This is a genomic window from Catellatospora vulcania, from assembly GCF_009720385.1.
Lineage (GTDB): Bacteria > Actinomycetota > Actinomycetes > Mycobacteriales > Micromonosporaceae > Catellatospora > Catellatospora vulcania.
In genome coordinates, this window is sequence record NZ_ML769305.1 from 80,208 (window position 1) to 92,991 (window position 12,784).

11 protein-coding genes are annotated in these 12,784 nt (G+C 72.7%); 4 read left to right on the plus strand and 7 right to left on the minus strand.

Translation table 11 applies throughout. The annotated features are described in order from the left end of the window. Positions 1-91 precede the first annotated feature (91 nt). The 4 genes from F6W97_RS12290 to F6W97_RS12305 form a co-directional block, all read right to left on the minus strand. Entirely contained in the window at positions 92-811 is a 720-nt protein-coding gene (locus F6W97_RS12290; protein ID WP_155370399.1) for a M50 family metallopeptidase, read from the minus strand. A 189-nt stretch (positions 812-1,000) separates the two neighbouring features. After that, entirely contained in the window at positions 1,001-1,807 is an 807-nt protein-coding gene (locus F6W97_RS12295; protein WP_155370400.1) for a sugar nucleotide-binding protein, read from the minus strand. Continuing rightward, positions 1,807-3,600, minus strand: a complete 1,794-nt coding sequence (gene aspS / locus F6W97_RS12300) for an aspartate--tRNA ligase (RefSeq protein ID WP_155370401.1) — start codon at positions 3,598-3,600, stop codon at positions 1,807-1,809. The genes F6W97_RS12295 and aspS overlap by 1 nt, the downstream gene beginning before the upstream one ends. Before the next feature lie 265 nt (positions 3,601-3,865). Continuing rightward, positions 3,866-4,465, minus strand: coding sequence for a hypothetical protein (locus F6W97_RS12305; protein WP_155370402.1), 600 nt, complete (start codon positions 4,463-4,465; stop codon positions 3,866-3,868). 35 nt (positions 4,466-4,500) lie between these two features. Here F6W97_RS12305 and F6W97_RS12310 point away from each other — a divergent pair, with 35 nt between their 5' ends. After that, positions 4,501-5,196 carry a response regulator transcription factor gene (locus tag F6W97_RS12310; RefSeq protein ID WP_155370403.1) on the plus strand — a complete coding sequence of 232 codons (696 nt, stop codon included), beginning with the start codon at positions 4,501-4,503 and terminating at the stop codon, positions 5,194-5,196. Continuing rightward, positions 5,193-6,518: a sensor histidine kinase gene (locus F6W97_RS12315; protein WP_155370404.1), complete on the plus strand. Its 1,326-nt coding sequence runs from the start codon at positions 5,193-5,195 to the stop codon at positions 6,516-6,518. Before F6W97_RS12310 ends, F6W97_RS12315 begins: the two co-directional genes overlap by 4 nt. Before the next feature lie 449 nt (positions 6,519-6,967). Here F6W97_RS12315 and F6W97_RS12320 read toward each other — a convergent pair whose 3' ends face one another. The 3 genes from F6W97_RS12320 to F6W97_RS12330 are packed head-to-tail and all read right to left on the minus strand — an operon-like array spanning position 6,968 to position 10,639. Continuing rightward, on the minus strand, positions 6,968-8,524 hold the full coding sequence (locus tag F6W97_RS12320; RefSeq protein WP_155370405.1) for a glycoside hydrolase family 3 protein: 1,557 nt from the start codon (positions 8,522-8,524) through the stop codon (positions 6,968-6,970). Between the two features lie 54 nt (positions 8,525-8,578). Further along, positions 8,579-9,913: a histidine--tRNA ligase gene (gene hisS, locus F6W97_RS12325; protein WP_155370406.1), complete on the minus strand. Its 1,335-nt coding sequence runs from the start codon at positions 9,911-9,913 to the stop codon at positions 8,579-8,581. Positions 9,914-9,943: 30 nt separating this feature from the next. Continuing rightward, on the minus strand, positions 9,944-10,639 hold the full coding sequence (locus F6W97_RS12330; RefSeq protein ID WP_155370407.1) for an MBL fold metallo-hydrolase: 696 nt from the start codon (positions 10,637-10,639) through the stop codon (positions 9,944-9,946). A gap of 281 nt (positions 10,640-10,920) precedes the next feature. Here F6W97_RS12330 and F6W97_RS12335 point away from each other — a divergent pair, with 281 nt between their 5' ends. Further along, entirely contained in the window at positions 10,921-11,877 is a 957-nt protein-coding gene (locus tag F6W97_RS12335; RefSeq protein WP_155370408.1) for a peptidylprolyl isomerase, read from the plus strand. Positions 11,878-11,902: 25 nt separating this feature from the next. Next, positions 11,903-12,706, plus strand: a complete 804-nt coding sequence (locus F6W97_RS12340) for a peptidylprolyl isomerase (RefSeq protein ID WP_155370409.1) — start codon at positions 11,903-11,905, stop codon at positions 12,704-12,706. The last annotated feature ends 78 nt before the right edge of the window (positions 12,707-12,784 follow it).

Genomic DNA, 12,784 nt, shown 5'->3' on the forward strand with positions numbered 1-12,784 from the left:
CCGCGCCCCCACCCCGGCGCCCCCCCACCACCACACCACCCCCCCCCTCCCCCCACGTCTATAAAAAACGGAGCGGCCGCGCGGCCGGCGGTCACCAGGGCAGGGCGGTCTGCGGCAGCAGGTCGAGCAGGTAGGACCCGGCGAGCACCGAGCCCACGGTCCAGAGCAGGAAGACGAACACCCAGAAGCCGCCGGGCAGCCGCGTGATCCCGGCGAGCTGGTCGGGGTCGGAGCGCATACCGCTGCCCCGCCGCCGGTGCAGCTGCACCTCCACCACCGGCCGCACCCCGCCGACCAGCAGGAACCACACCCCCGTGTACGCGAACAGCGCCTGCCACGGCCCGGTGGCATACCAGGACACGGCGAACACGGCCGCCCCCGTGGCCAGGATCAGCAGCAGCCCGTAGAAGTTGCGGATCATGACCAGGATCGGCACCAGCAGCAGGATCGTCAGCCACAGCAGCAGCCGGATGTGCCCGCGGTCGAGCAGCGCCGCGCCGCCGATGCCGAGCAGCGACGGCGTCGCGTACCCGGCGAGCAGCGTGACGACCATGCCGATCCCGGTCGGCTTGCCCTTCATGATGGTCAGCCCGGAGGTGTCCGAGTGCAGCCGGATCCCCCGCAGCCGCCGCCCGGTCAGCACCGCGGCGGCCGCGTGCCCGCCCTCGTGCGCGATGGTGATGGCGTTGCGCACCACCCGCCAGGAGGTGTTCACGCCGACCAGCGCCAGCGCGATGAGCGCCGCCCCGGCCACGACGCCGAACGGGGGCTGCACCTGCGCGCCGAGGATGTCACCGAGGGGAATCGACATCAGCGCACCCTACCCGCGCCCCACCACCCGCCCGTATCCCCCGCCCGTATCCCCCACGCGCCCATGCCTCCCGCGCGGCGCGCCTGCAGTTTCGGGGAAACTGCACCCCTCACCGACCCAGTAGCCGCAGTTTCCCCGAACCTGCAGCACCGCTCCGCGGCGGCGGCGCCCCGGCGTGGCACGGGACTGTCAGGTGAGGATCTCGGTGACTCCGCGTAGGCGGGTGCGCAGGACCGACCGGGCGAGGGTGGTGTCGAGGCGGACCTCGGCGGGAGAGATGAAGCCGCGTTCGAGGGCGGAGCCGGACGGGACGCGGTCGGCGGGGATGCCGTGCTTGGCCGCGATGCGTACGCCCAGCTCGTGGCGGCTGATCGGTTCGGGACCGGCCACGTTGAGGATGCCGCGGTAGCCGCCCTCGGCGAGCTCCAGCAGGGCCGCGGCGAGGTCGTCGACCGCGACCGGGTGCCGGATGTGGTCGGTGAACAGCACGCCGTCCACCCGTCCGGCAGCCATGTCCAGCGCGAGCTGGTGCTGCTTCGAGTCGTCGTCGCCGATGATCAGCGAGGTGCGCGCGATGGCGGCGTCCGGATGCGTGGCGAGCACCACGGTCTCCGCCGCCGCTTTGGCCGCGCCGTACGCGTAGACCGGCTCGGGCAGGTCGGCCTCGGTGTAGGGCGCGGGGCGGCCCTTGAAGATCGCATCCGAGGACACGTGCACGAGCCGCGCGCCGGTACGCGCCACGGCCGCCGCGACGTAGGCCGCGCCCAGCGCGGTGACCGCCCAGTCCGACTGGACGTAGCTGGTGTGCACCACGGCGTCCGGTCGCAGCTCGTCGAGCAGCAGGTCGACGGCCGCCCGGTCGCGGACGTCGAGCGGCACCAGCCCTTCCACCGAGGTGGAGTGGCTGGTGCCGGTCACGTCGTGCCCCGCCGCGCGGGCGAGGGCGACCACACGGCCACCGGTGTATCCCGAGCCTCCGGTAACCAGGAGCCGCATTATTTCGCGGCGGCCTTGGCCTTGGCGGCGTCCTCGCCCGGGGCCTTCGGCTTGGCGTCCACGCCCGCCTCCAGGCGCTGCTGCGCCGTGATCGGGGTCGGCGCGCCGGTCAGCGGGTCGAAGCCGCCGCCGGACTTCGGGAACGCGATGACGTCGCGGATCGAGTCCACGCCGGCCAGCAGCATGCAGACCCGGTCCCAGCCCAGCGCGATGCCGCCGTGCGGCGGCGGGCCGTACGCGAACGCGTCGAGCAGGAAGCCGAACTTGTCCTTGGCCTCCTCGTCGGTGATGCCGAGCAGGGTGAACACCCGCTTCTGCACGTCGCCGCGGTGGATACGGATCGAGCCGCCGCCGATCTCGTTGCCGTTGCAGACGATGTCGTACGCGTACGCCAGCGCCTGGTCGGGGGCGGTCTCGAAGTTGTCGATCCAGTCCTCGTTCGGCGAGGTGAACGGGTGGTGCACCGCGGTCCACGCGCCCTCGACGACGCCCTCGCCGGCCACCTCGACCGGCTCGAACATCGGCGCGTCGACGACCCAGCAGAACGCCCACGCCGACTCGTCGATCAGGTTCGCCCGCTTGGCGATCTCGATGCGGGCCGCGCCGAGCAGGTCCTGGGCGTGGCGGCGGGTGCCGGCGGCGAAGAACACCGCGTCGCCGGGCTTCGCGCCGACGGCGTCGGCCAGGCCGTTCAGGTGCGCCTCGGACAGGTTCTTGGCGACGGGGCCGCGGGCCTCGCCGGTCTCCGCGTCGAGCACCACGTAGGCCAGGCCGCGGGCGCCGCGCGCCTTGGCCCAGTCCTGCCAGCCGTCGAGCTCCTTGCGGGTCTGCGACGCGCCGCCGGGCATGACCACCGCGCCGACGTACTCCGCCTGGAACACCCGGAACTCGGTGCCCTCGAAGTAGCGGGTCAGCTCGGTCAGCTCGACCTGGTAACGCAGGTCGGGCTTGTCGGAGCCGTAGCGGTTCATCGCGTCGTGGTACGTGATGCGCGGGATCGGCGTCGGGATCTCGTGGCCGGCCAGCTCGCGCCACAGCGAGCCGACGATCTCCTCGCCGAGCTCGATGACGTCGTCCTGGGTGACGAACGACATCTCGATGTCGAGCTGGGTGAACTCCGGCTGCCGGTCGGCGCGGAAGTCCTCGTCGCGGTAGCAGCGCGCGATCTGGTAGTAGCGCTCCATGCCGGCCACCATCAGCAGCTGCTTGAACAGCTGCGGCGACTGCGGCAGCGCGTACCACGCGCCGGGCTGCAGGCGGACCGGGACCAGGAAGTCGCGGGCGCCCTCGGGCGTGGAGCGGGTCAGCGTCGGCGTCTCGATCTCGAGGAAGTCGCGGGCGCCCAGCACCTCGCGGGCGATGGCGTTGGCCCGCGAGCGCAGCCGGATCGCCTTGGCCTGGTTGGCCCGGCGCAGGTCCAGGTAACGGTGGCGCAGGCGCGCCTCCTCGCCGACGGTGACGTGCTCGTCGATCGGGAACGGCAGCGGCGCGGCCTCCGACAGCACGGTCAGGTCGGTGACGGTGACCTCGATCGCGCCGGTCGGCAGCTCGGGGTTCTCGTTGCCCTCGGGCCGCGTGCCCACGGTGCCGGTGACCTTGACGCAGTACTCGTTGCGCAGCGCGTGCGCCTGGGCCTCGTCGCGGAACACGATCTGCACGATGCCGGAGGCGTCGCGCAGATCGATGAAGGTCACTCCGCCGTGATCACGTCGCCGGGCCACCCAGCCGGCGAGGGTGACGCTCTGGCCGGCGTGCTCGGCACGCAGACTGCCAGCGGTGTGGGTACGGATCACGATGCTCTCCTCGGACTGCGGAAACACGCCGCGGAACGCGGTGCGGCGCCAGAGGTCATTCTCGCATGTGCCCGGGTTCGCCCTGCCGCGAGCGCGGCCTACCTGAAATCCGCCTCAAACACTGCCCAAGAAGGGCTTAGCGAGCTTTGTCCCCGGCCCCGCGGATCCGAGGCTCATTCGCATGACGTCCGCGTTGCGTGCCCCCGGCCGGCGTGCCGCCTCTCACGCGGCACGCCGCGGGGGCCGGAACGCTCCGCCCGCCCGGTCAGCCGACGGTGGACACCTCCGAGTACGGCCGGCCCTCCCACCAGATGGCGTCGACGATGATCTGGCCGGAGGCGCGGTGGAACTGCACCACCACCCGCTCCGGATCGGGCTGCGAGGTGGCCACCTGGTAGTCGCCGCGCGGAGTCGCCGACACCAGGTACACCTTCTCGTGGGCCATCCGGATCACCGCGGTGCCGCCCGCGGTCGGGAAGCTGCGCAGGTACGACTGGGAGCCGTCGGACTCGGTGAACACCTGCCAGCCGTCGACGGTCATGGCCGGTGACGGCGGGGCCGGCTTGGCCGCCGGGGACGGCGAGGAACGCGGCGGGGCCGGGGACGCCAGTGTCGCCGGAGCCGACGGGGACGACGACGGCACGGGCGCGAGAGTCACCGTGGGCACCGGGCGCGACGGCGTGACCAGCGGCGCGGGCAGTTGCGGGCCGAGCGCCTCCAGTCGCAGCGGCACCGGCTCGGGCACCGCCGTGGCCAGCACCGGCCCGAGTCCCACCCAGACCACGGCTGCCGACGCGGCCGTCACCGCGGCCCAGCCGCCGACGTACGCCGCAGACCTCGCCGTAAACGGCCACCCCGAACCCATCCCGCTATCTAACAGCTTCCGATACGGTGCCAGCCATGCCCCTCGTACTCGTCGTGGAGGACGACCCCGCCATTCGCGACGCGCTCGGCAACGCCCTGACCGTCGCCGGCTATGCCGTGCAGACGGTCGGCACCGCGCTGCAAGGACTGAAATCGCTGACCAGCGAACGCAGCGAGCGACCCGACCTGGTCATTCTCGACCTCGGACTGCCCGATCTGGACGGAGCCGACGCCCTGCGCATGATGCGTGCCGTCAGTGACGTGCCGGTGATCGTCGCGACCGCCCGCCGCGGCGAGCACGACGCCATCCGGCTGCTCAACTCCGGAGCCGACGACTACATGACCAAACCGTTCTCCGCCGCGCACGTGACCGCCCGGGTGGCCGCGGTGCTGCGCCGGACCCAGCCGCGCGGCGAGTCCTCCGACACCGTGGTCGAGATCGGCCCGCTGCGGATGGACGAGAGCACCCGGGTGGTGACCCTGGACGGCACCCCGCTGACCCTGACCCGCAAGGAGTACGACGTGCTGGCATACCTCGCGGCCCGGGTGGGCCGGGTGGTGACCCGCCGCGAGCTGTTCACCGAGGTGTGGCAGCAGCCCTTCGTCGGAGCCGACCAGACCCTGGACGTGCACCTGTCCTGGCTGCGGCGCAAGCTCGGCGAGACCGCGGCCCAGCCGCGCATGCTGCGCACCATCCGCGGTGTCGGCGTGATGCTGGTGCCGCCGTCGTGAGGGCCACCCTGGCCCGTGGCGCGCTCGCCGTCACGTCGATGGTGGCGCTGGCCTTCCTCGTGCCGCTGGCGCTGGTCACCAAGCAGATCGCGGAGGACCGCGCGCTGCTCGACGCCCGCCAGCAGGCCGCCGCGGTGGTCACCGCGCTGGCCGTGTCCAGCGACCCGGCGGTGCTGAGCCGGGCCATGGCGGCCACCGCAGACGGCCCGCGGCAGCGCCTGGCCGTGCACCTGTCCAGTGGGGTCTCGCTGGGCGCGAGCCGCGCCGAGATGGCCGACATCAAGCTGGCCGCCGACCGCGGCGGCTCGATGACCGCGCCCGTCGAGGACGGCCTCGTTTACCTGCAGCCGGCCGCACTCGACGGCGGCCGCAACGCGGTCGTCGAGGTGTTCGTGCCCGAGGCGGACCTGTCCCGGGGCGTGGCCACCGCCTGGTGGTCCATGGGCGCGCTGGCGGCGCTGCTGGTGGCCGTGTCGGTGGCGCTGGCCGACCGGCTCGGCTGGCGCGTGGTCGGCGCGACCAGGCAACTGGCCCGCGCCTCCCGCGCGGTCGGCTCCGGCGACCTGACCGTACGCGTCGACCCGGCCGGCCCGCCCGACCTGGTCGAGGTCGGCGAGGCCTTCAACGCGATGGCAGACCGGCTCAACGCGGTCATCGACGCCGAACGCGAACGCGCCGCCGACCTCTCCCACCGCCTGCGCACCCCGCTGACCGCGCTGCGCCTGGACACCGACGCGCTGCCACCCGGCCCCGAGAGCGACCGGATGCGCCAGGCCGTCGAAGCCCTCGACGCCGAGATCGATGCCATCATCGCCGGGGCCCGGCGCACCGCCGCCGAACGCGCCGCCGAGGAGACCGACCTCGTGGACGTGGTCGCCGACCGGCTGGCCTTCTGGGCCGTGCTCGCCGAGGACCACGGCCGCCCATGGCAGGTCGTCGGCGCGGACGAGCCGGTCTGGCTGCCGGTGCCCCGCTCCGACGCCATCGGCGCGGTCGACGCCCTGATCGGCAACATCTTCCGGCACACCCCGCACGGCACCGGTTTCCGCGTCAGCGTCACCCCCGACGCCCTGGTGGTCGAGGACGGCGGCCCCGGCATCGCCGACGCCGACGCGGCCCTGCAACGCGGCGTCAGCGGCGGCGGCTCCACCGGCCTGGGCCTCGACATCGTCTGCCAACTAGCCCGCCAAGCTGGCGGCAGCATCGCCGTCGACCGAGGCGACCTGGGCGGCGCCCGCATCACGGTGACCCTGACCTCGCTCGCTCCCCCCGCCCCCGCCCACGCCGCCGCCGTCCGCTTCCGCCGCGGCCAACAAGCCTGACCCACCCGCCCCTCCCGAACCCCGCCCCTCCCAGAACCCGGGGGCCCAGCCCCCGCCGCGCGCTCCGCTCCACGGACCAAGATCGCTGTTTCGTGTCACAAAGTGCAGCCCGACCGCACCTTTCGACACGAAACAGCGATCTTGGTCCGTCGCACCCACCTCCCACCGGAAAGATCGCGACGATCTTGCTCGAACGGTTAGGGATATGCCGGATTCGCCCGTGTCGCACCCGCTGTTCGCGCAAGAACGTCGCGGCAGACCGCGGGTGGGGCGTGCGGAGGGTGAACCGCGACATGGCGCGACGCGACGCGACGCGGCGCGACGCGGCACGACGCGGCACGGCGCGGCACGACGCGGCACGACGCGACGCGGCACGACGCGACGCGGCACGACGCGACGCGGCACGGCGCGGCACGACGCGGCCGCGGTGTCGGTAGTACCGGTGAGGGTTAGTGGCCGGTGAGGGCCTCGGCGGCGGCCTGGCCGCAGACGGCGGCTGCGCCGTACGTGGCCAGGTGCACCGCTCCCACGGGAGCGCCCGCGGCGACGCCCATCTCGACCACGACCGACTCCGGGCGGGCCGCCACGACGGCGCCGATCAGGTGCGCGAGCCACGGGTGGCGGTGCGGGTCGCGGCACACCAGCACCGGGATCCGGCCGTCCGCCCCGGCCAGCACGTCGGCGACGGTCGCCTGCTCGTCGAGGCGCACCACGGTCGTGTCGGGGCGCAGCGCCTGCAGGGGCGCACCCACGCCCCACGGCGTACGCGCCTCGATGGCCAGGTTCATCGCCACGCCGAACTCGACCACGTGCGCGGGCGCGGCCAGCGGCAGCGTGCCCGCGCCGGTGACGCGCAGCGCGCGACGGGCCGCGGCCAGGCCGATCTCGGGCCGGTCGGCGGCGTGCCACCGGGCGGCGGCAGCGGCGCGCGTACCGCGCTCGGCCGCGCTCTCGGCGGCGAACGCGGCGACCCGCGAGGCCGCCTCGGCGAGCCGGCTCTCCGGCAGCTCGCCGCTGACCACGGCGTCGACGATGCTGGTACGCAGCAGCTCGACCACGGCCTCGTCGGCGCTCTCGCCGCCCACGCAGATGGCGTCGGCGCCGCCCGCGATGGCCAGCGCGGCCGCCCCACCCAGCCCGTAGCGCTGCGACACCGAGGCCATCTCGATGCCGTCGGTCACCACCAGGCCCTTGAAGCCCAGCTGCTCGCGCAGCAGGTCGATGAGCACCGAGCGGCTCATGGTCGCCGGGCGCTCCGGGTCCAGCGCGGGCACCAGCAGGTGCGCGGTCATGATGGAGCGGACCCCGGCGTCGATCGCGGCGGTGAACGGCGGCAGCTCGACCAGACCGAGCCGGGCGGCGTCGACCTCGATGATCGGCAGGCCGTGGTGGGAGTCGACGCCGGTGTCGCCGTGGCCGGGGAAGTGCTTGGCGCAGGCGGCCACGCCGGTGGACTGCAGGCCGCGGATCCAGGCGGCGGTGTGCCGGGCCACCAGGTCGGGGTCGCCGCCGAAGGAGCGTACGCCGATGACCGGGTTGGCCGGGTTGTTGTTCACGTCCGCGGCGGGCGCGTAGTCGAGGGTGATCCCGGCGGCGGCGAGCTGCGCGCCGATGTCGGCGGCGACGGCCTCGGTCAGCGCCGGGTCGTCGACCGCGCCCAGGGCGTGGTTGCCGGGACGGCGGCTGCCGTGCTCCACGTCGAGCCGGGTGACGTCGCCGGACTCCTCGTCGACGGCGATGATCACGTCGGGGTTCTCCGCGACCAGCGCCGCGTTAAGCGCCGCGACCTGGTCCAGGTCGACGATGTTGCGGGCGAACAGGACGACGCCGCCCAGCCCGTCGTTGAGGCGGCGGCGCAGCCAGTCCGGTGGGACGGTGCCGACGAAGCCGGGTTGCAGAACCGCGTCGGCCAGCCGGAGCAGACCACGATCGTGCAGGTGGGGCCGCTGTCCCGGCGCTGTCGTGGTGCCCAGCGCCGGGGACGTGCGGTGGTCTGTCGTGGTCATGCGCGTACGGCCCCCGTTTCAGAGTCGAGGACCACACACTATTACTTAAGTTTCCTAATTAAAAGTCCCCTCGACCACCGGGATGAGATCCACCGCCGGAGGTGTCCAGTTTCCGGCCGACGCCTCGACCTGATCGCCCGAACGGATGTCCTTCACGGTGTCCGCGGCGCCCTCGGCGCCGGGGAACCAGACGTACGGGATACCCCGCCGGTCGGCGAACTTGATCTGCTTGCCGAACTTGGCCGCGCTCGGCGAAACCTCCGTCGCGATGCCCCGCGCCCGCAGCTGCGCCGCGATCCGGTCGCACGCCCGGCGGTCCTCCTCGGCCCCCACCGCGACCAGCACCGCGGTCGGCACCGAGCGGCTGGCCGACAGCGCGTTCTCGCCGAACAGCACGCCCAGCAGGCGGCTCACGCCGATGGACAAGCCGACGCCCGGGAACCGGTCGTTGCCCGAGCTGGCCAGGTTGTCGTAGCGGCCGCCGGAGCAGACCGAGCCGTAGCGCTCCAGCCCGGCCAGCGTCGTCTCGTACACGGTGCCGGTGTAGTAGTCCAGCCCGCGCGCGATCTTCAGGTCGGCCCGGCACAGCCCCGGCGAGTGCGCCCCGGCCGCCTCCACGACGGCGGCCAGCTCGGCCAGGCCCTCGTCCAGCAGCGGGTCGGCGACGCCGAGCTTGCGCACGTCGTCGACGAACGAGGCGTTGTCGGCCGAGATCTCCGCCAGCGCCAGCACCAGCTTGGCCTGTGTCTCGGTGACGCCGAGCGGAGCCAGCTCCGCGGTCACCCCGGCCGGGCCGATCTTGTCGAGCTTGTCCACCACCCGCATCACCGCCTCCGGGTCCACCAGGTCCAGGCCCTGGTAGAAGCCCTGCAGCACCTTGCGGTTGTTGACCAGCACGGTCGGCTTGGGGATCGGCAGCCCGGCGAGCGCGTCGCCGATCACCAGCGGCAGCTCCGCCTCGTAGTGGGCCGGCAGCGTGTCCCGGTCGACGATGTCGATGTCGGCCTGCACGAACTCGCGGTAGCGGCCCACCTGCGGCCGCTCGCCCCGCCACGCCTTCTGGATCTGGTACCGGCGGAACGGGAAGTGCAGCTTGCCGGCGTTCTCCAGCACGAAGCGGGCGAACGGCACGGTCAGGTCGAAGTGCAGGCCGAGACTCGCGTCGGAGGTGTCCCTGCTGTCGGCCTGCAACCGGCCCAGCACGTACACCTCCTTGGAGGTCTCGCCCTTGCGCAGCAGCTGGTCGAGCGGCTCGACGGCGCGCGTCTCCAGTGACGCGAAGCCGTACAGCTCGAAGGTGCGGCGGATGTGGTCGAGGAAGCGCTGCTCGATGATGCGCTGCGCGGGCAGCCACTCCGGGAAGCCGGACAGCGGCGTGGGCTTGCTCATGAAAACGTCACTCCAAGGGAAAAGTCTGAGTCAGAAACCCCGGCGGGGCGCGTCGCCGACGCTCAGCAGGTCGCGCAGGAACGGGTTGCGCGCGCGCTCGCGGCCGATGGTCGTCGACGGCCCGTGGCCGGGGAGCACCACGGTCTCGTCGGCCAGGGTCAGCACCTTGTCGCGCAGGCTCTCGGTCATGCGCGCCATGCTGCCGCCCGGCAGGTCGGTGCGTCCGATGCTGTCGCGGAAGAGCACGTCGCCCGTGAAGCAGAGCGGCTCGCCCTCCTGCCCGGGCATCCGGAACATCACCGACCCGCCGGTATGGCCCGGCGCATGGTCCACGGTGATCTCCAGCCCGGCGAGGCTCAGCACGGCTCCGTCGGTCAGCTCGGCGACGTCGTCGGGCTCGGCGTAGGGCAGCCGCCCGCCGAACATGGCGCTCAGGTCGACCGAGAGCGCCTTGGCCGGGTCGGCCAGCAGCTCGCGGTCGGCCGGGTGGATCCAGGCGGTGATGCCCCTGGCCCCGCAGACCGGCGTGACGGAGAAGGTGTGGTCCAGGTGCCCGTGGGTCAGCACGACGGCGGCCGGCTGCAGCCGGTGCTCGGCGAGCACGGCGTCCAGGTGGTCCATGACCCCGATGCCCGGGTCGATCACCACGCACTGCTCGCCGGGAGCGCCGGCGACCACATAACAGTTGGTCCCGAACGCCTGCGCCGGAAAGCCCACCACAAGCACGACAAAACCCCTCTCCGCAGACTTCAGCGCCCAGCCTAGTGCGTGTGCGGGCATCGACGGCCCACGGCACGGACCGCCCGGAACGCGATCATCCATCACAGAACCAGGACGGGCGTACGTGTTTCTCAGCGTTTACCCGTACACTCGCTCGGACGTGTGGCGCGGCCCACGCCCGGCGCAGGCCGGCGCGGCGCGTGATGCGACACCAACCCCCTAACGTGATAAAGGTGACACAGCGGACATGCTTCGCTGCGGTCAAAATGGTGACAGGAGGAGCTCGGGTGGCTTCCAGCAATACCCGACAGCGCAAGCTGGCCCGCGCCAAGGTCGACCGGCAGATGGTGCGCCGGGCCGATCAGGAGCGCCGCTCGCGCCAGCTCAAGGCGGTGTTCGGCGGACTGTTCGCGCTCGTGCTCGTCGGCGTGCTCGGGGCGTGGAGCCTCGGCGCCTTCGACGCGAAGCCGACGGACACGGTCGCCGAGACCTGCGCCTGGAGTCCGCTGGACCTGGCGGGCAACCCGTCCCTCAAGGACGCGGGCAAGCCGGCGACCAGCGGCATGCCGACCTCGGGCACGTCCGCGATGACCGTCGCGTTCGCCGGCGGCAACGTCGTGGCCGAGCTCGACCGCACCGCCGCCCCGTGCGGCGCGGCCAGCCTGAAGTACCTCGCCGACAGCGGGTTCTACAACGACACCAAGTGCCACGCGCTGACCCACGCCGAGGGCAACTTCGCGCTGGCCTGCGGCGACCCGTCCGGCACCGGCAACGGCGGCGCGGCGTACTCCTGGTGGATGGAGAACCCGCCGGCCACGGCCGAGGAGCCGAGCGCGGCCCCGTCGACCACCACGAGCGCGGCGGCCGCCGCGACGCCGAGCCCCGCTGCCGCCACCGCGGTCCGCTACCCGGCCGGCACCGTGGCCATGACGCCGAACCTCAACGGCAGCCAGTTCGTGATCTTCTACCAGGACTCGACCACCGAGACCGCGTACTCGATCGTCGGCAAGGTGACCGGCTCAGGCCTCGACGTCATCAAGAAGATCGCGCAGGCCGGCACCACCGCGAACGAGGCGGGCGAAGACATCAAGCCCAAGCAGGACGTCGTCGTCAAGACGCTGACGGTGGTCGACAACACCGCCCCGGCTTCGCCGTCCACCCCGGCCAGCCCGTCCGCGCCGGCCAGCCCGGCCGCGTCCGGTGCGGCCACCACCCCGAAGCCGTCGGCCTCGACCGCCAGTTGATCTGTAGTAGCAGGAGGACAGACCCGTGAGTTCCACGATCCAGCGCCAGCGCGCGGCGGCCCGCGCGCGGCTCGAGCGCCAGATGGGCGAGCGGCTGGAAGAGGCCCGCAAGCGCAAGCAGCGCAACGCCGTCATCGGCGCGGCGGTGGCCCTGCTGCTCGTCATCGGCGGCGCGGTATGGCTGACCAAGGCCGTCAGCGGCGGCGACGACACCCCGACCGCGGCCGCCAGCGCGCTGCCGCAGGGCGACGTGTGCACCTGGACGCCCGACGACCCGAAGGCGAACCCGAACCTCAAGGACGTCGGCACGCCGCCGACCGAGGTCAGCAAAAAGGGCACCCAGACCATGACGATCACCACCAACCACGGTGTGATCGAGGCCAAGGTCAACACTGCCAAGGCGCCCTGCACCGCGGCCAGCATGACCTACCTGGCGGGCAAGAAGTTCTTCGACAACACCAAGTGCCACCGCCTGGTGACCGAGGGCATCAAGGTGCTGCAGTGCGGTGACCCCAGCGGCACCGGCAACGGCGGCCCGTCGTACAAGATGGCCGAGGAGAACCTGCCCAACGTCACCGACCCGACCAAGGCGTACCCGACGGGCACCCTCGCGATGGCCAAGACGCAGGCGCCCAACAGCACCGGCAGCCAGTTCTTCATCGTGTACGGCGAGAGCCAGCTCGGCCCGGACTACACGGTGCTCGGCACCATCACCAAGGGCCTGGACATCGTCGAGAAGGTGGCCAAGGACGGTCTCGCGGCCGACAAGATCGCGCCGAAGACGCCGGTCACCATCACCTCGCTGACCATGACGCCGGCCGAGAGCTGACACCGGTACGGCAGCAGCCGAAGAGGGGCGGGGCCTGACGGCCCCGCCCCTCTTCGCGTGTCCGGGTCCGTCGGTTGT

Excerpts from the sequence above, each read along its gene's own strand:
- F6W97_RS12290 (WP_155370399.1), bottom strand. The coding sequence starts at position 811 with ATGTCGATTCCCCTCGGTGACATCCTCGGCGCGCAGGTGCAGCCCCCG.
- F6W97_RS12295 (WP_155370400.1), bottom strand. The coding sequence starts at position 1,807 with ATGCGGCTCCTGGTTACCGGAGGCTCGGGATACACCGGTGGCCGTGTG.
- F6W97_RS12305 (WP_155370402.1), bottom strand. The coding sequence starts at position 4,465 with ATGGGTTCGGGGTGGCCGTTTACGGCGAGGTCTGCGGCGTACGTCGGC.
- F6W97_RS12310 (WP_155370403.1), top strand. The coding sequence starts at position 4,501 with ATGCCCCTCGTACTCGTCGTGGAGGACGACCCCGCCATTCGCGACGCG.
- F6W97_RS12320 (WP_155370405.1), bottom strand. The coding sequence starts at position 8,524 with ATGACCACGACAGACCACCGCACGTCCCCGGCGCTGGGCACCACGACA.
- hisS (WP_155370406.1), bottom strand. The coding sequence starts at position 9,913 with ATGAGCAAGCCCACGCCGCTGTCCGGCTTCCCGGAGTGGCTGCCCGCG.